This is a genomic window from Paenibacillus sp. FSL H7-0943 (assembly GCF_037963265.1).
GTDB classification, from domain to species: Bacteria; Bacillota; Bacilli; order Paenibacillales; family Paenibacillaceae; genus Paenibacillus_AQ; species Paenibacillus_AQ odorifer.
On sequence record NZ_CP150148.1, the window covers coordinates 4835503 to 4854717 of the forward strand.

17 protein-coding genes and 1 pseudogene are annotated in these 19215 nt (G+C 36.7%); 2 read left to right on the forward strand and 16 right to left on the reverse strand.

The window, feature by feature from the left end; genetic code table 11:
* Positions 1 to 98: 98 nt before the first annotated feature.
* Positions 99 to 1016 carry a LysR family transcriptional regulator gene (locus NSQ55_RS21220; protein WP_339168971.1) on the reverse strand — a complete coding sequence of 306 codons (918 nt, stop codon included), beginning with the start codon at positions 1014 to 1016 and terminating at the stop codon, positions 99 to 101.
* A gap of 164 nt (positions 1017 to 1180) precedes the next feature.
* Between NSQ55_RS21220 and NSQ55_RS21225 the strand changes: the two genes are divergently transcribed.
* Positions 1181 to 1930: an SDR family oxidoreductase gene (locus tag NSQ55_RS21225; protein ID WP_076129478.1), complete on the forward strand. Its 750-nt coding sequence runs from the start codon at positions 1181 to 1183 to the stop codon at positions 1928 to 1930.
* Positions 1931 to 2008: 78 nt separating this feature from the next.
* On the opposite strand, the gene NSQ55_RS21230 is transcribed toward NSQ55_RS21225, so the two are convergent.
* From NSQ55_RS21230 to NSQ55_RS21280, 11 genes are all read right to left on the reverse strand, one after another.
* Positions 2009 to 2299, reverse strand: coding sequence for a MazG nucleotide pyrophosphohydrolase domain-containing protein (locus NSQ55_RS21230; protein ID WP_076220766.1), 291 nt, complete (start codon positions 2297 to 2299; stop codon positions 2009 to 2011).
* Between the two features lie 61 nt (positions 2300 to 2360).
* Entirely contained in the window at positions 2361 to 2714 is a 354-nt protein-coding gene (locus tag NSQ55_RS21235; RefSeq protein ID WP_175618934.1) for a cyclic-phosphate processing receiver domain-containing protein, read from the reverse strand.
* Between the two features lie 111 nt (positions 2715 to 2825).
* On the reverse strand, positions 2826 to 3194 hold the full coding sequence (locus NSQ55_RS21240; protein WP_076129476.1) for a type II toxin-antitoxin system PemK/MazF family toxin: 369 nt from the start codon (positions 3192 to 3194) through the stop codon (positions 2826 to 2828).
* Positions 3195 to 3197: 3 nt separating this feature from the next.
* Complete coding sequence (locus NSQ55_RS21245) at positions 3198 to 3356, reverse strand: hypothetical protein (RefSeq protein WP_175618933.1); 159 nt, start codon at positions 3354 to 3356, stop codon at positions 3198 to 3200.
* Between the two features lie 308 nt (positions 3357 to 3664).
* A complete protein-coding gene (locus NSQ55_RS21250) occupies positions 3665 to 5023 on the reverse strand; it encodes an LLM class flavin-dependent oxidoreductase (RefSeq protein ID WP_076098651.1) in 1359 nt (452 codons plus the stop codon).
* A 31-nt stretch (positions 5024 to 5054) separates the two neighbouring features.
* Positions 5055 to 5867, reverse strand: coding sequence for an ABC transporter permease (locus NSQ55_RS21255; RefSeq protein WP_076129474.1), 813 nt, complete (start codon positions 5865 to 5867; stop codon positions 5055 to 5057).
* Complete coding sequence (locus NSQ55_RS21260) at positions 5864 to 6715, reverse strand: ABC transporter permease (protein WP_076129473.1); 852 nt, start codon at positions 6713 to 6715, stop codon at positions 5864 to 5866. The genes NSQ55_RS21255 and NSQ55_RS21260 overlap by 4 nt, the downstream gene beginning before the upstream one ends.
* A gap of 37 nt (positions 6716 to 6752) precedes the next feature.
* Positions 6753 to 7763 carry an aliphatic sulfonate ABC transporter substrate-binding protein gene (locus NSQ55_RS21265; RefSeq protein WP_076129472.1) on the reverse strand — a complete coding sequence of 337 codons (1011 nt, stop codon included), beginning with the start codon at positions 7761 to 7763 and terminating at the stop codon, positions 6753 to 6755.
* Positions 7764 to 7806: 43 nt separating this feature from the next.
* On the reverse strand, positions 7807 to 8583 hold the full coding sequence (locus NSQ55_RS21270) for an ABC transporter ATP-binding protein (protein ID WP_339168976.1): 777 nt from the start codon (positions 8581 to 8583) through the stop codon (positions 7807 to 7809).
* A gap of 407 nt (positions 8584 to 8990) precedes the next feature.
* Positions 8991 to 9767, reverse strand: a complete 777-nt coding sequence (locus NSQ55_RS21275) for an RNA ligase family protein (protein WP_339168978.1) — start codon at positions 9765 to 9767, stop codon at positions 8991 to 8993.
* A gap of 322 nt (positions 9768 to 10089) precedes the next feature.
* A complete protein-coding gene (locus NSQ55_RS21280; RefSeq protein WP_076184159.1) occupies positions 10090 to 10563 on the reverse strand; it encodes a hypothetical protein in 474 nt (157 codons plus the stop codon).
* A 382-nt stretch (positions 10564 to 10945) separates the two neighbouring features.
* On the opposite strand from NSQ55_RS21280, the gene NSQ55_RS21285 reads away from it, so the two are divergent.
* A complete protein-coding gene (locus tag NSQ55_RS21285) occupies positions 10946 to 12688 on the forward strand; it encodes an ATP-binding cassette domain-containing protein (protein WP_339168980.1) in 1743 nt (580 codons plus the stop codon).
* A gap of 229 nt (positions 12689 to 12917) precedes the next feature.
* Here NSQ55_RS21285 and NSQ55_RS21290 read toward each other — a convergent pair whose 3' ends face one another.
* From NSQ55_RS21290 to NSQ55_RS21305, 4 genes and pseudogenes are all read right to left on the reverse strand, one after another.
* Entirely contained in the window at positions 12918 to 13637 is a 720-nt protein-coding gene (locus NSQ55_RS21290) for a hypothetical protein (RefSeq protein ID WP_076281391.1), read from the reverse strand.
* Positions 13638 to 13890: 253 nt separating this feature from the next.
* Positions 13891 to 14007 (reverse strand): annotated as a pseudogene (locus tag NSQ55_RS21295) (sporulation initiation factor Spo0A C-terminal domain-containing protein); the annotation flags it as partial.
* A gap of 476 nt (positions 14008 to 14483) precedes the next feature.
* On the reverse strand, positions 14484 to 15098 hold the full coding sequence (locus tag NSQ55_RS21300; RefSeq protein WP_339168984.1) for a recombinase family protein: 615 nt from the start codon (positions 15096 to 15098) through the stop codon (positions 14484 to 14486).
* A 1015-nt stretch (positions 15099 to 16113) separates the two neighbouring features.
* Positions 16114 to 19104, reverse strand: coding sequence for a P-loop NTPase fold protein (locus NSQ55_RS21305; protein WP_339168986.1), 2991 nt, complete (start codon positions 19102 to 19104; stop codon positions 16114 to 16116).
* Positions 19105 to 19215 lie beyond the last annotated feature (111 nt).

A 19215-nucleotide genomic window follows, 5' to 3' on the forward strand; every position in this document is an offset into this window, starting at 1 on the left:
ACTTGGCTGTCCTAATATCGTCTGAGCTTGGACAACATCATAGGGTTAATATTAACTAGGAAGCGTAAAGGTTAGATAAAATTTACCAAGGCATACTGTTAACTTCGTCTAATCATTTCATCAAATTCATGCTTTAGCCTGTTGATAAATCTTCGGGCGGTCTGGGAGGTCTGTTTTGAAGCAGAGACAATAGCTCCTGAATATTTCGCACGGGTATCTGGTGATCGTAACTCGATGGTTTTCATGAAGGCAGAAGTCATCTCTGATATTTTTAGAAACGAATAATCCAGACCAATTGTGATGGCCAGTCCTTCTGCAACTGCATTCTCAATCGCCCGTGTGTTGTTACTTACAAAAAGCAAATTGATCGGCCCATAGCCAGATAAATATCGCTCTACATAGTCCTTAATGTAAGGATCATCGTATAAAACCAACGTCTGCCCCACTAACTGATCCGGTGTAAGGATTGAATTCAGGGCTAGCGGTGAGTATGGATGTACACCCACTACAATCTTTCCTTCCATTAACCTTTCAAACTTAACCCCCTTATATGTGTCAGGCATTCCCTCCGGTGAGACCATAAGTCCAATGTCCATTTCATCCTGAAGTACATTATCCAGAATTTCTTTGGGTCCTTTTTCAAAAATCTCTATTTTCACATTTGGAAAATCTGCCTTAAAACTAGAGATTACCTTCACCATCAGATGCATGGGTCCAGGTATCGTAGCAATTTTCAAATGACCACTTAACGTATCGCTGTAAATCTGTGCTTCTTCTTTTAATTCATTTACTTTCATCAGGACTTCATTTGCTTTGCTAATAATGGCATTTCCTTCTGCTGTGGGAACCGCCTTTTGCCCGCGCGAACGGATGAACAAAGTAACTCCCAGCTCAGCCTCCAGCATGGTAATGGACTGACTCATTGCGGATAGAGTGATATGACGATTCTGAGCTGCTTTGGTTAAAGAACCAATCTTTGCGACTTCTACAATATTCTCGCATTGCTCCAAATTCATTTGAATCACCCCTTAAGTTAATCTTTACTTAATAAATATTAAATTTACTTAAATTTTAATTAATTTAGACAAGTGTTACAATGTAAATAAGTTAGTAAGTAACCATTTTTACTATATCAACTTTCATTTCTAGTATAACTATATTTCTTGAGGAGGAAACTCAAATGACAGACAAAAGAGTAGCCGTAATAACAGGTGGAGCCAGTGGAATCGGGAAACAAACCGCCATTAAATTTGCAAGTAAAGGTGATCAAGTTGTCGTTGCCGATTTCAATCAACAATTAGGTGAAGAAACGGTAGCACAAATTATTAAAGAGGGTGGCGAAGCAATTTTCGTCAAAACAGATGTTTCCAAATATGAAGATGTCGAAGCGCTGGTTCAAAAAACTGTAGATACTTATGGAAGAATTGACGTTATGTTCAACAATGCCGGAATCGGCCGCGTCACTCCTGTACTAGACCAAGACCTTAAGGATTATCACAGTGTCATTAATGTCAATCAGCATGGTGTAGCCCATGGGATTATCGCTGCTGGTAAAAAAATGCGTGAGCTCGGCATCAAAGGTGTGATCATCAATACAGCTTCTGTATTTGGATTCCTAGCTTCCCCAGGTACATTCGCATATCACGCTTCCAAAGGTGCGGTCATTATGATGACTAAATCCGCAGCACTTGAACTTTCGGTTCATGGCATCCGCGTGCTTGCCGTTGCTCCAGGCGCTGTAGATACGCCAATTATCCAAGGATATAAAGATCAAGGAATGGTTGACCAAATGAAGAGCAAAGTAATGGGTAACAAACTAACATTACCTGAACAAGTTGCAGACACTGTATACTTGCTCTCCTTACCAGAAGCTAGTGCAATTAACGGTAGTGTTGTAATGGCTGATGAAGGTTATGCTTCATTTAAATAAAATTTAGGGTGAAAAAAAATCCAAGGCTTTCCTCAGGGGAGGTCCTTGGATTTTTTTAAAGTATTCAATAGATACACCCTACTCCCAAGTCCTCTGTTCATTAATCTTCAGCTTACGTTTAAAAGCCTGCTCCAGATCAATGCCAAGTTTATTGGCCAGATCAAAAATATTCCACACCACATCGTACATCTCGTATCCCAAGTTTTCTTTCCGCTCCGCATCTGGATGAAAAGATACCGACAAAACCTCTTTGGACAACTCCCCAACCTCAGTCATTAAGTACAGCATTCTCTGCTCAATGGTGCTGGTATCAAACCCTTTGATTTCACTGAACTCCTTAACATACTGTTGAAACTCTGCTGCATTCATTTCCTTACGCCTCGCTTTTTGGTATAAAGTTATGTAAAGATTAACACATCTCTTAGTCCCATCAATCTCCACTATACTTATTGACTGTTATGGGATAATAGTAAATTTCTATATCCTTCTTTATAAAACCTCTGCGTTGAGCTGCCAATAAGGTCTCGTACATATTCCTTCTGCCTACAGGATTATCCGTATGATGATAAATCTTATTCGCCCTTAAACCATGCTCACAAAAGTATTTCACAAAATCATACCCGTTCTTTAGTTCAATTCCCTCGGCGTCTTCACCTAAATCATGATCAAGCGTAAGGATGTTCACTTCATTATTTTCGAAAAGTTTAACAGCGTCTTCAAATGTTCTTGCCAAGGTAAACCCTTCTGGACAGTCTCGTAAGTCATCAAGATAAACATTTATCATATCGAACCTCATTTCTTCATGACGTCCTTATCTAGTGAACAGTATCCTCCAGCTTTATGGTACAAAAAAACACTTCGTTGAAGAAGTGTTCTTCAAAAAATTATGTATAATTTACCAAAATCCATCCCCTGAATCGAGGAATTCCATTAATTTTTTCTTAACGTTCTTTAAATCGATTGGGTTTAGTTGACCGATGTAATCAGATGAATTAAAGGAGGAGGCCTCCGCTTGGGCTACGCAATTCACTTTTGCAAATGAACTTTCCCCTAATCCGCAGTCTCTTCCTTTAAATAATGGAATTTTCCACTTATCATACTTTCCTTCAAAATCTTTTATTTTAGAGTGGGTCAATGCAACGAAAACAACAAAAATTGGTAATCCATCAATAATTTCCACTATTGCGACTGGTCTTATTTCGGTTTCTCCTGTTTTTGGATAATCTACTTCATACCAAAAAACTTGCCCGGCTTTTAGATTCATCTATTACTTCTTAAATTCCTCAAACCATTTTTGTTGGAGACGGTTATCAGAGTCAATTTTAGCCTTTCCATCAACTACATTCAAACGCGGTACTTTCGATTTGAAGTTAGGATGTTCAGACAATGAGTTAGGGATATTTTTTTTCTTTTGTACAAGACTCATACCATTTTCCTCCTCCTTCTCACACATTTTAGAATGACACCTCCCAAGCATTTTATTGCTTGGTTTAAGCATATCCGTCTTTGGTATGGTTTAGACCAGTATACCAATGCAGCTGCAAACACTGTAGTTGTGCTCTAATACTATTTAAGTCTATCACAATATTTACCATATATAAACCTTATTGTAGGGCGGTAGACATTTAAAATGTGGCATTTATAGAATGATTTTTTACTATTCAGATTATTCTATTATAACAAAAACACTCCTCTATTGGTTCTTCAAAAACCGATAAAGGAGTGAATCCAACCTTATTTACCAGCCCCTATTTCAGCCACTCTACGATTCTGAAAATGACGAATATCCGGACGCTCCAATCCTAGATGTTCACGAAGGGTACTCCCCGTATACTCAGTGCGGAACAAGCCGCGTGCTTGCAAGATGGGCACAACATGATCCACAAATTCATCCAAGTTGCCCGGCAGTACTGGTGGCATAATATTAAATCCATCGCAGCCGTACTCTTCGAACCACAATTGCATTAAATCTGCCAATTGTTCATAGGTTCCAACAAACTGCATATGTCCGCGTGCACCAAGCAAACGGCGGCCTAATTCTAATATCGATAATTTGTCCTTACGAGCCATATCCATAATCAGCTGAACCCGGCTTTTCATTCCATTTGATGCTTCTACTGGATCAGGAATCTCAGGCAGCTGTCCATCTACTGGGTATTCGGACAGGTCAAACCTCAACATGCCAGACAACATACCAACAACAGCGGCAGGAGGAATCAACTCCTGCAGTTCTTTATATTTACTTTGGGCTTCCTCTTCGGTCGCTCCAATGATCGGAGACAAGCCCGGCATAATTTTTAAGCTACCACGTTCACGGCCATAATCTGCTAATTTGGAATTGACGCTTTCATAGAAGGCCTTAGCCGCTTCAAGCGACTGCTGTGCCGTAAAGATCACCTCTCCAAAACTAGCTGCAAAATCTTGTCCTGGACCAGAAGATCCGGCTTGAATAAGTACAGGATACCCTTGAGGTGAGCGAGGAACATTGAGGGTTCCTTTTGTAGAATACCACTCCCCTTTGTATTCCACTTCTTTGATCTTCTTCGCGTCAGCAAATTGTCCCTCTTCGCGGTTGACGATTAAAGAGTCATCCTCCCAGCTGTCCCAGAGAAGCGTTGCCACCTCAACAAATTCACGTGCCATTTTATACCGAAGTCCGTGCTCTGGATGCTCCGGCTTCCCATAGTTATAAGCTTCCACATCAAGCTGGGAGGTGACAATATTCCAACCCGCTCGGCCTTCACTAATATGATCTAAAGAAGCAAATTTGCGAGCCACATTATAAGGTTCGTTATACGTGGTCGATACGGTAGCCGTTAATCCGAGTTTTTCTGTTTCTGTCGAAAGGGCTGACAACAGCGTCAATGGGTCCAGCATACCCGAAGCTGCTTGATCCGCACCCATCACATACAACAAATCCGCCAAAAACATCATATCGAACTTCCCACGCTCGGCGGTTTTTGCCAATTCGCGATAAAATTTATAATTGAAGATCTTATCCGCTCCCGATTCCGGATGACGCCAGCCATAATGATGATGTCCTGAATAATAAATAAATGCACCTAAATGTAGCTGATCTTTTCTGGTTCCCATAATGACCCTGCCTTTCGAATTCTAGAGTTCGTTAACCTTTGAATGTATCACGCCAATGCAGCCATCTTCTCTCCAGCAATCGAATTGCGGAATCCGAAAGTTTTCCTATCACTGCAAAGATTGAAATTCCAACGAATACTATATCTGTTTGCGAATAAGCTCTGGCATCCTGAATCATATAGCCTATCCCCGCACTTGTTCCCATCATCTCCGCTACGACGAGTACAAGCCACGATGCACCAAGTGATAGGCGAATACCAAGTAGAATATTAGGCATTGCAGCCGGAATAATCATTTTGCTAAGCAGCTGCCATCTTGTATATTGGAAAATACGGGATACTTCAACAAGCTTGATATCAACATTACGAATTCCTAGGAAAGTGTTCAGATAAACTGGAAAAAAAGCACCTAATGAAATCATTAGTATTTTAGAAAATTCACCTACACCAAACCACAAAATGAATAACGGAATAAGGGCAAGTAATGGAATCGTCCGAAGCATCTGTAAAGATGGATCCAGTGTACGCTCTACCAACTTCCCAAGTCCTGTAGATAAGCCAAGTAGCAGTCCAGTAGCAGATCCCAATAAAAAGCCAAGCCCTGCCCGATAGGCGCTAATCCCCAGATGTCGAAACAGCTCACCGCTAGCTATTAAAGAAAAGAACTGCGCAATAATGGTAGATGGAGCAGGCAATGTCGTCGCAGAGACTAGATGGAGCGCAGCTGCCACTTCCCAAATCACCACTAGAGCTAGAGGTACAATCCAACCATGCAGTTTTTTTGGAATCCAGCTTAAACCATCGTCGTGACGCTCTATTTTATTACTGGATAGGTGATTGCTCATGATCCTTTATCTCCCCTATAACTGTCCTGCCATCTTAGCAATCTCGATTCCAACAGCTTCACTAATGAATCTGACAGTTTACCTACTACAGCAAACACGATGATCCCAACAAATACCACTGTGGTCAAAGAAAACGATCGCGCGTCATTGATTAGATAGCCAACACCTGAGCTAGAGCCCATCATCTCCGCTACGACAAGTCCAAGCCAAGCTATGCCCACAGACAAACGGATACCTAAAAAGATGTTGGGCAGTGAGGCTGGAATAATTAACTTACTCACCATCTGCCATTTACTGAATTGCAGTACTCTCCCAACATCAAACAACTTGTTGTCCACCGAACGGATTCCTAGAAATGTGTTCACGTATAATGGGAAAAATGAACCTTTGGCAATCAACAATATTTTTGAGGTTTCACCGAATCCGAACCACAAAATAAAAAGTGGAGCGATTGCTAAATGGGGCAGCGTGCGCAGCATTTGCAGCGACGGATCCAGCAAACGTTCTGTTTTGTATGAGAAGCCTACCCACAAACCCGCCGCTAAGCCAAGCCCTCCCCCTATTAAGAAACCAAGCAGTGCCCGCCAAGCAGATATGCCTAAATGTTTCGCCAGCTCACCGGACGCGGTCAAGCTAACCAGTTCCCGCCATATTTCACTTGGCCTTGGCAGCAATATAGGATTTAACTTTCCCATCGCTCCGGCTATCTCCCAAATCAGGAGTAAAGCAATTGGTAAGATAAGTCCAAGCAATACATTCGTCGTTTGGATGGAAAGTCCGCGCTTCTTTACTGGATTCTTCTTATGAATTAGTGGCGAGATCACAGCTTTTTCAGCACTGAATTGCATGTAAACAACCTCTTTTCTACATCTGTGGTTTCATCCGTTACTTCAAAGGTTCCTTCAGTGCTGCTTCAATATATTGATTGTCTGTTATTTTAGAAACTTCAATCTCTTTACGGATGTTCTTAATATTAAATTGAAAATCGGCTGTCTTCTGCAATTCTTCAACAACAGCATCGCTAATTGGAATGTTGATCATCTGGGAACGTTCAAACGTACCTTCGATTACCGCTGCCGGAATGTTCCGCTCAGCTGCATATCTTTCAGTCGCTTCAGCGCGATTATCTGTCTCCCAAGCTATAGCTTTGTTGGTTACTTTTAAATAAAGCGTAACTAGTTCTGGATATTTCTCTGCGAACGCTGAACGGGAGATCACAAAAGAAGGAGATAAGACACCCAGTTGCTCACCATCCGTCAAAACCTTCCCTTTACCGGTCAATGCGTTAAGAGTAATATACGGATCCCATGTAGCCCATGCATCAACGCCACCGGTTTCAAATGCAGGTTGTGCTTCATCAGGCTGTAGCTGGATAATCTCAAAATCTGCTTCTTTAAGACCTGATTCCTCAATACCGCGATAAAGGAAGTTGTAAGCATTGCTGCCTTTTGTAACAGCTATCTTCTTGCCTTTCAGATCCTCCAGTTTCTGAGCAGTACTACTACCAGGTACAAGAAGAGCAACGTTATTCGTACCTTCTAATACTTGTGAGATAATCTTAATAGGAATACCCGCAGCTTGGGCTGCGATCACCGGCATGTTACCAAGAGTCGCTATGTCCAACTTATTAGAAGCGATCGCCTCTGTCATTGGGGGTCCACTTTGAAATTCCGTCCATTCTACTTTTACGCCCAGCTTATCAAATTCTTGCTCATACCATTTTTCCTCACGGGCTTTACCAAACATCCCCCCGCTGCCCTGCACGCCAATCTTAATGGTCACACCTTCATATTTGTTGGCGTCGTTCTTTCCCGCACTCTTTTCATTCGAAGCGCAGCCTGTTGCAAATACAGTCAAAACAAACATAAGAAGTAGTGAATTACGAAATAATTTCATGGATCATTTCTCCCCTTTTTATAAAAAAATGGACTCTCTTTATCTAGATACCAGCTCCAACATCGATTGCCGGTTCTTCTACTTTCTCAAACTCACTCAGAACCAGTCGACGTAATTCTTGGAATGAAGTACTGGATCTTTTTCGCGGAAACGGTAAATCGATGGGAAGAATATTGCGAATATGCCCAGGTCGGGGATTCATAATGACTACCCGCTCACCCAGGAATACAGCTTCATCCAGATCATGAGTCACAAATAACATAGTCGTCTTATTGCTCTGCCAAATATCAAGAAGTACCTCTTGCAGATGTGATCTAGTAAAAGCGTCTAGTGCGCCAAAAGGTTCATCGAGCAATAATACATCCGGATTACGGAGCAACGCCCTAGCAATAGATACTCGTTGGGCCATCCCGCCTGACAGCTCACGTGGATAGGATTTCTCAAAACCCTTTAATCGTACAAGTTCAATCAATTCATCTACTTTTTTGCGAACCTGTGGATTTTTAAGCGATAAATTTGCTGCAATATTATGCTCCACCGTCAACCACGGAAAAAGTCTTGGTTCTTGAAAAATAAATCCCTTCTCAATACTCGGACCGTCGATCTGTTTGCCATTCAGTAGAACCGTGCCGCTATAGCTCGTATCCAATCCTGCCACAATTTTTAGCAAGGTACTTTTTCCGCAGCCGCTGGGACCTATAATCGTAATCAACTCGCCTTTTTTCACCTTCAGCTGAATATTGCTTAATGCGATAACATCACCTGCAGGCGCGGCGAATACTTTATTCAAATGTTCGATAACCAGTGTTTCCTCCGACACTCCATTCACCCTTTCCGATAAATTTAAACTAAACTATACTTATGTATTTAATAGGTATTCAGAGTAAAAAAATAATGAAATCCTCTGAAGAACCTTATCCGATTATTCAACTAGGTTTAATTTACATCATCTTATCAGTGACATTCCTCACATGTCAAACATTATTTGCCAAATGGTTGTATGTTTTGTGAAGTGGGGAGGTTTTGCGAATGGCAAGGACATGGTATTAGTTATAGTCGATAGGGATTTATCTAATTGGAGTTCAAAACTGCACAAAAAAATACCGCATATTTATTGGTTTTGGACCAATGAATAAGCAGTATTTTGAGGGCTGTTCACAACCGCCATCTCTTAAGGAACCTTATGCTAAATTCTGAAAATATCAGCATTGATAATAATTCCAGCTATTACTTTCTAAACGTTCTTTCATAATCTTCAAACCGTATTTTTCTAATTTGTTTACGATCCGTTGTTCTAACAATGATTCCTTCTGATTTGCCTGATGCGTCGATGCCTACTTGCGTGTTTTCGAATCTTTTTAAATAAGAATATGTACTCTCAAGAGAAGTTGGAAACTCGGAACCCTTTATGGTTTCAAGAAGTGGTGCAGACTGCAAATCAATACTTTCAATAAATCTCTTCTTCTCAATTTCATCATAAAATGGTTGATTTCCGTGATCACGCCACATCGCAATTTTCTCCTGCGATAACTCAAGAAGTCTATATAATTCATCCTTATTCAAGGAGAACACATCAAATACACGATACCCTTGAGTTTTTCTGTCAGAATAGTTCTTGGATGCTTTAGTTTTCCCTCCATAAGATTCCTGATAAATTACGGTTAATGCCCAGTCACCCTCAAGAAGGATATCTGCAATTACTTTTTCTGCTAACGGCTTAAGAAATTCCGCAATGTTCCCATAAGGATTACCGATTCTATCTCCTTTTGCATATAACAATTCTTCTCTGGAACCAATTAGATAATCAACTTCGTTATTATCATTTTTTAATAAAATGATCCTTGAATTTTCACCATCTACTTTTTCGTAAACAAAAACATCGTCTAATTCTGCGAAGCCTCTTGACTCCGTTAAAAAATCATTTAACCGACCTCGTTCACCTAATTGATGATATGTAAGAATGCTTGGGTACTTTGTTAAAGAATTAATTTTCTTTAAATCCATAAACTATTCTCCCACTTTCAAATTCACTTTATATGACACTTGTTCTTATAAACATAAACAAAGATAGCCAAGGAATATTTTACCACTGATTACGTGTTCACGTGTTATTCCTGATGGGATTGTCATAAAGAGTTCTCCTTATTTGTTTACCAATTTAACTTTGAAGATAAGTATCATCATAATCTACGTAATTACTTTGTTGATTACGCATGAAGGTTATACGCAAAGAAGGTTCTTATATGTATTTTCAAGTGATACTCATGTAATAGAAAATCAGCAAAATAAGAATATGTAAATAGTAGTAAACACCAATAAATCTTCTTTAATAATCTGATTCAAATATTGTTTCGTTTTTATCATTTGAGAAAATAATTTTTAATTGAGCAGTCGGATTCCAAATCCTACTATCTTTTATAATTAGATATTTTCCACCTGTATATTCATACTCACGAGTCTTACTGTCAATCACCACTGAAAATGTTTTAGCATCTTTTAAAACTTGCGTATTATTAATTACAAGGCCAATTGAACCTTTCTCTAAACCACCAATAGCTATCTCATCTCGTATCATAGCCGTAGATTTAGTATAGTCAGAAGCGCTACGATAAATATAAATATAGGGCAAGCTAAAAATGTAATATTCCTCGTCGTTTAACTTTTGTATAGATACATAATCCAAATTTTCACTTTCGATAAATTGATCTAATTCTTTTTCATTGATTGCATTCCAGCTACATCCTGACAAAAAGAAGAATACACAAAAAGATAGTATTACATATCTCAAATGAAATTTCATATTCCCTCCATAATTAAATATTACACTTAGATTATTTACATCTGTAGCTATGATTCTCCTTAATAAATTCAAGCATGTACGTATCTAAAATAACAAAGGATTTATCCTACTAATTCCACTATAACATTAAATGGAATATTTTCCGCAGCTTATCTTCTACCAAGGCAATCAATTCCGAGTTGTAGCCATTAGGTATTTATAGGTTTTATGACCATGATTTATCAGTCTGTAAGATTGTATTATCAGATGATTTTGATACCTTTAATGCGAAATGATTGAAGTTGCTTGTAAACAATGTTACTCTATCAACGGTAAACTCAAAATCTGTACTCTTCAATACATCTTATAATAGTCACTATTTTTAGTTAAGAAAGGTAACACTATGATAAAAGTTGATAACTTATCCTTCGCATTCCCGCAAAAAGAACTATATAAAAACATTTCATTTACGCTTGAAGAAGCACAACATTGCGCTTTTATAGGAACAAGCGGCAGTGGTAAAAGTACACTGATCGATATACTGATGGATCCAGAAAAATATTTGTTCGAAGGCAAGCTAGAGATGGACCCCACCTGCAAAATTGGATATGTAAGTCAGTTTTCGCAACTAGACAAATCTAAAGAAACAACCGTTTTTGAATATATAGGAGAAGAATTTATTAAGATACAAAATGAAATAACAGCTATTCTCACTGAAATGGAAACATCATCAGATATTGATTCATTACTCGAAAAGTATCAATTAGCTCTAGATGCCTTTGATTTAATGGATGGAAATGATTTTGAAAGCAATATTAATAAGAAACTAAATTTAGCCAACCTCTTGAAGCTAAAAGATGTTAGGGTATCCGACCTAAGTGGTGGGGAATTCAAGCTTATTCAAGTGATGAAGGAAATGCTGACTAGCCCAGACTTAATGATTATGGATGAGCCCGATGTATTTTTAGATTTTGAAAACCTAAATGCACTTAAAAATCTGATTAATGCTCACAAAGGAATATTGCTAGTTGTTACGCATAACCGTTATCTATTGAATCATTGTTTTAACAAAATTATACACCTTGAAAACATGGAGATCCAAGAGTTCGATGGGCGATATATTGAGTATAACTTCTCATTACTTCAGACGAAAATTGAGTTACAAGAAATCGCAGTCGCTGAACAAGAAGAAATAGAGAGATACGATAACATTATTGATAATCTTAGAGCGATCGCAACCTATAATTCAGAAGCATCTAGAGGGAGAGCGTTAAAAGCTAGGGTTAAGTTTCAAGAACGATTGGAAGCGCGAAAAATTAAAGCGCCATTCGTTGATATTAAGCAACCAAAAATCAGTTTTGGTGTGGACAATGAATTTGAAGAAGAGATCACTGTTTTAAATGTGAATAATTATAGTGTTTCCTTTGATGAGTTGATTTTAGAAAATGTTAACTTTGAGATGAAACCTACAGATAAAGTAGCCCTTATCGGTCCAAACGGTACCGGGAAAACGACTTTACTCCGAGATATCTTTAAAAATAATCATGATTCAATTGAAATAAATGCTGATATTAAAGTGGCTTATCTTTCTCAGCTTCAAGACGAAGTGCTAAAGGATTCTAATACCATACTAGAAGACTTCATCGATGCTGGGTTTGCAACTTATGACGAGATTAGAGCACATCTTTCAAACTATGGCTTTGAAGGAGAAATTCTTACTCAAAAGATAGAATCTTTATCTGGTGGCGAAAAAAATATACTGCAATTGGCGAAAGTTTCTGCTAGCAAAGCAAACTTATTGCTTCTTGATGAACCGACAAGCCATTTAGACACCTATACACAAATCGCACTGGAGAAAGCCATTGAAGATTATAAAGGTGCAATTCTCATGATTTCTCATGATTTCTATTCTGTAGTAAATGGTATGGATTATGTACTAATCATTGACGAGAAGACGATTAGAAAAATGAGTATGCGAAAATTCAGAAAGATGATTTATGCCAGTCATTTTGATAAAGATTATTTAGAAAATGAACAAAATAAAAAAGCAGTTGAAATGAAAATAGAATTAGCTTTAAAAGACAATAATTTTGAACTTGCAAAAGGTATGGTTGACGAGCTAGAAGAGCTGATTAAGTTACTTTAAATTCCAACCTTCTGAATGAAATGATTACAAGAACGATGAAATAAAATGTTGGTGGAAAAGTATCCACATTAAAGACACTGATGAATAGATCTCAGTGTCTTTTTACTGCATTGATTTTATTGATAGCTCATGCCGGGACAGTGGTTCACTTATCATTAAAAATCTTTCCCAACACATTTTTTGCCAAACTTCTCTTCACCTCTCTGGTTGATATAACTATAATGAAGTATCATGAGAAATTTTTATCAAAACAGTCTTTGGTCTCGCATTTAATTTTATACCATTGATAACCATAATCCGATAAGTTTGGTAGGATCAATAATTTGTTACCACAGCGGATACAATTATTTTCTGATAAATTTCCGTTCTTGTAGTCCGCTAAGTAACCTTCTGCTAGTTCTACTTCCTTAATTATATTTTCTAGAGCAACATCGCTTATATCAAAAGGTGTCATATCTCCTCTATTTGCATAAATAGAGCGTGAAAAAGCTCCAAATCCACCAACCAGTTCGTGGTGATGGGTATTAATCCGTCCCCCACCTCTCTCAAATAATTTGATCATCGGTTCATATATATCTGGAAACTGCAATGCGATATTGTCGCGCGCATCAAGCAAAGAGCACCAGCGTAAATAATGTATACTTATTAATTTCATAAGCATAATATCAATTTTATTAAAATTCGGACACGTTTCTAAGAAAATGTCCCACTCATTTTCCTCCATCTTAAAACCTAATAACATATCCATACCTATGTATATACTTGCTGCTTCCTTAGAGATAAACTGCAAAAACACGCCGACTCTACGGTAATACTCTGCAATCAAATTAGCATCTGCTTCATATTCACCTCTAGACCTTACTTCTTCGTATCTTTTTTTTGAAATTCCAATGTATAAATTCGCATCAATATTCTTAATTCTTTCAACACCTGATTCGTAATAATTCATGAAGATTCCTCCGACTTAACTCACAAATGTAGTTCTCTATATTCTGATAGAAGAATTGGTTTATCTAACCAGCTCGCCCGATTGTTCTAAGCCCCTGCTTGAGTTTCACCATTTATAAGATGGCTAATCTTTAAATAAAAACAAAACCCAATAAACCATTTAGGTTTATCGGGCGAGATTTAAAAAAGTTTATCGGTTCAAAACAAGTTTATCGATTTTATACTGACTGTACCACACACTGCCCCTAACCCTTTCAACTAACCTTATGCTCAATCCGCAGCTTGTCTGCTACCATGGCAATAAATTCCGAGTTAGTAGGCTTAGATTTGGAGATATTAATGGTGTAGCCCTTATGGGGTAAGGGATTTATCTTCTTGGTTATGTAGTTATTCAAACACTTTATTGGTATACGGCTTGAATATTGATACGCATAATTGATTTCCATGTCTATTATATCTTAAGCATTTATAGTTCACAATGATTCAATAATGCTGGCACTTTCAAAAAACAAAAATAGATAACCTTAGTGTGTGAGTAGATGTGCTATAGGATTTATTTTAAATACGAACTGCTTTTTTGATGTAAATACACCCCCCTGACAACTGATGAAGCTTTTATACTATTGGTCACAGGATTATATTAAGCGGGGATGCCCTTCAGGCTATTTTCTAGCATCTAAGTAGGGCAAAACACAAGACAATCACTAAGAGAGCAACTTAACCATAAAATAGACATTAACAGTAAGGAATCCCTTTCAGTTAGGTCTTCTTTCTTTGTTTGTGAATGGGGTATGAATGGATAGACAGAAGCCCATATAGTAGCGTATAGACTTGTGTGAGTGTGAGTTTATGCTTGTGCTTGCTGTTCATATTCCTTAACCCTACGGTAGAAGGTGTTAGGCTTCATATCCACACGCTTCATCGCTTCCACAGCAGTTATTAAACCCTGTTTCCACTCCTTGTATGTCCCTTGAAACTCAGTGCTTATTGCTTGCTTTGGTCTTCCGAACACAACACCACTATCTTTAGCTGCTGCTATTCCCTCTGTCTGTCTTCCATTTATCTTTTCTCTCTCTCGTTCGGCCATATATGATAAAAGTTCTAGGACAATACTTGATATCAGCTTCTCTAAGCCGTTGTGGTACTGTCTAGTGTCAAGGATTGGCATATCAAGGATTACTATATGAGCGCCTAACTCCTGTGTTATCTCTTGCCATTCACGCTTAATCTCTTGAGCGTTGCGTCCAAGCCGATCAAGTTCCTTGACGAACAGAATATCATCTTTTCTTAAGTTGGCCTTCATTAACTGATACTTTGGTCTATCAAAGTTTTTACCACTCTGCTTGTCAATGTAGAAATCTCGTTCGTGTATTCCTAAATCTTTCATCGCAGCTAATTGTCTTGCTTCGTTCTGGTCTTTAGTTGATACTCTTATGTAACCGTAATGTCTGATCTCGCTCATATGATATCGTCCTTTACTGTTTCTGATAGGATAACTATACCATAAATATGTCATAATGTGTATCGACACTTTTGAAACGTTCGATATGTATTTTCATATATTTTGACACATTTCAAAACTATATTTGAAACAGCCTATTCTAATATTTCAAAAGGTATACTTTATGACATGACAAAATAGAAATAAAGGCGCTTCCCTTTCGATATGGAATATTTTTTTGGGTTTATGATAGAGTGCATCGGATTGATAAAGGCAGGTCATGAGAGGAAAAGAATTGATACACATAGCTTTCACCATGTATATATTGTAGATAATGCATGAGAAATTGAATTACATCGTTAATTGTAATCGTTACAATCAATAAAACTCAATGATATCAAGGCTTTTCTATTCATAAACTGCTCAAAAACACGTAATCGTAATTTGTATCGACATTCTATCGATTAAATGTTCAAAATTCGTAGTAATATCAAAGGATATTTGCATTTTTATGTTATATTTTAATTAAAATAATAAAAAATAAACCCTTATGCATAAAGGATTCATCTTTTGTTTGAATCGAATCGTAATAATAACGTAAATCTCGGAGTGGAAGAGATATATTTGGTATTCTCAACTATCTCGATTGAGTAATTACATGACCTATGTTGATCAGCCTGTTTAATTTCAATTTTCCAGACTTTATTGGAGTCGTAATTTAACAGCATCCATTTGACATTTTGCTAGAAATTCAAGTCCAACTTCTGAATGTTTGAATTACTTCACCCTTGCCCAACACTCTAAATAACCAACATCTCTGAACTCATGCAGTTTTTTGAAGAATCAGACAACGAATAACAAATAGTACTTACAACAGCACCGCCTATATAACTTGTTTGTTGTAACTTATGACCAATGGTCGCAGGTTCCATAAGCAAAACATAAAGAAAAGCCCTAGAGAAGGTGTCTCAGGGTTTTGCAATACTTTAGAAATACAATAATTCAAACAACAGAATTCTTTATTTTATAGTTTACCTTAAACCTGAATTAGCGGTGTCGGCAACTCTTCATTTATGAGTGTATCCAACGTCATAAAAACATCTCTTAAATCCTCCGTGTAGGTCGCCGTGTAATTTCTCGTCATAACTGTTCGATCTCCAAATTCTTGCTCTTTAATTAAATTTCTATGTTCTTTCCAATATGCAGAAAGTGATTCAACTTTTAATACATGTGTAAAGCCGTCTAAGTTTGCAATGTATTCTAACTTATCTGTTTCGTCACGAAATTTTTGAAGATTCATCAGCAAATAATCAAGAAAATTTCGATACCCATTAAAATTCCCATTAGGACTAAAGCAATTTCTAAAAAGGTATTCACTCATTTGTTTATTAATTTCTTTATTGTCTTTTGATCCCCTAGAATCATAATATCCACACCCAACACCGCTACTATTCACTGTATTTCCTAATTGATATATTATATAGTTCAACAAACTGCTCTTAAGAATACAGACTTTTTTATCTATTTCCTTAATCTCATTAATTTCTAGTTGGCTTTGAATAAAACCATATGACTCACCTGTTAATTGTTTCAATGATAAATCATTGACCATACTAAATATATCTTTTTCTTTATTGATATATTGAGATTTAAACAACTGAAATACCTTCTGTGAAATCTCACGCATTTCCTCAACATCCGAATCACCAATGCGTCCTTCTATAGAACTTTTGGGGTTACCATGTTTAGTAAGGGATCTCGAAAGATTAAATGCGTTCCCTCCCCGATTTATATCACAGCTAAGTCTAAACGATAACAAATCGATTAAACCTAAAATTCCGCGCCTCTCGTCACCTAGAGTTTTTAGAACACCCTTACCATTATGTTTCCCCTCTCCAAAAATCCAATCAGTGATTCCTTCTATATTTTTTAGATTATTTTCAAAACGGCTTCCACTTGCGTCAGTCCAACCGACCCGATCGATTAGTTTCATAATTAAAGTTGGTAGCCTATTACGGAAACCAACAATATTATCGTCATGAAAAAAAGAATATTTTGGGACACTGCTTAATGCATAATCAATAACTTCTACTGCTTTATTTTCACTAAATTCATTCGCAGGAGTATTCACTAGAACTCTCCATAATTCCATTTGAGTTTTTTCATTATTTTGAATAGAAAACTCATCACACCCAAAAACTTCTTTAATTGTCTTTTCTTTCAATATTAGATCTTTTTGTTTAATATAATATCGATAACTTTCAATCCTAAGAGGTCGAGACATTTTAGTAATAAGATTTATATACGCTTCAAGATTTCTGCCTCCAATTCCTGAACCATTAAAACAGGCATAAGTCGAAGTCATTTCTTCATTAATTTCTGTTTTTTCAATTCTTTTTTCCACATCAAAAACTTTTTTCAATAGAAACTTTTCATTTTCGTGTAACGTATCTACATATGCCCGGTATTCGCTAGAATTAGTATATTCTTTTTGACCTCTTTGAACGCTAAAGTTGTATTTGGCCGAGAAGAAACCTTTTTTTCCATGTGTTTCAGTATTATATATTTTCCTAAAAACCCTCGGATGATTAACATATAAAAGCAATAAATGAATTAGATCACTACTAAAGAAGTCAGTATTTTCAAAATCCGTTTGTTCAACCTCTAGCAATATAATAGTATTAACTAATCTCTTTATTTTTCTAGCATCTCCGATGTAAGGGAGGTAATAATGAAAGTCTGAGGACTCAAAGATCTCTTTAAGCCCTGTCAATGATTTATTTAGAAGCACAGGGTCAATTGTTAAATCATTCTCTATCGCTTGATTTTTATTTTCAACAAAATATTCAAGTAATAATTTATAATCTAAATAAATACTAGTCTTAACATTAATGAATTTTTCCAAAAATTCAGATATCTTCTCACTATCTAATTTATGTTGGTCAAGTGCATTAAGACTATCTGTGTCATAACAAAGAACATATGAAATATTAGGTAAATTGAACGCTTTTTTTATCACAAACAATATTTCCTTAATACTTGAAAAACTTATTCGATCTAAATCATCAACAACAATGATTATTTTTTTGTTGATACTTTTTAATACTACTTCCAATTCCTGAAAAGTCTTATCTATCGAATCATTACTACTATACGGGAAATTGAACCTCACTCCAAAAAAAGAAAAAGTTGCCTTCGTATCTTTAAGGAGTCTAGCATATTTTGAAACAAGTCCTTCAAGTTCAGGAGAAAAAACATGATTTCTTAATTCATTAATTAATCCATCAACGAATTTTTCAAATAAATTATCCCTGTTCTCATATTTTAATGGGTTGAAATTATATACAATTGTCTTGTTCTTGTAATTTTTTAACCAATACCCTTTACATAAATTTATAAATGTTGATTTTCCAGTTCCCCAAGGTGCATCTATTCCAAAGACCAAATTTTTGGGGGAGCCAAAATTATATACACTCTCAGCAAATTTTTCTGCTTGTGTGTTAAATTCAAAATTATCATCCTCTATTTCGGTTCCTTCACTATCACTCATAAAACGTGATTTTTCATCTTTCTTTCTAATTTTATATTTTATTTGTTGTTTCCTAAAAATTACTGACACCAGAAACAAAATTGGTAATGCACTAATAACTATTATTTGATTTAAAGTTAGTGCACTTGATATTATTGATATCCATTTCTCAAAAAAAACCTTACTAATAATATCAAAAAAGCATATGAGAAAAAAACCAGTCAATAGCATGATCACTATATCTAGCCTAATACTAGTGAAGAATAATTGAATCCTTTTCTTCTTATTCCAAATAAGTGTTAATCCTAGGATTATATAGCCAATAATGAGCCCCCATAACCAAGAGAATTCTTGAGTGAGATTACCCTTTATATTGATAAACTTCACCAATTCAAAAGTAAAGAGAAATATCTCTGCTGCTACAACTCCCAATAAAAAATACTTCACAAGTGTAATATATGTATTTCCAGTTATTCCATGATCATTACGAGATTTCATTACCTAGTCCCCCATCTTGTACTATAGGATTATTTTACCACAATAATAGTTCAAGAGTTTCTCTACTTTGGTTTCATTTTACATAGCATTTTGCTTATAGCGAAGAGCACA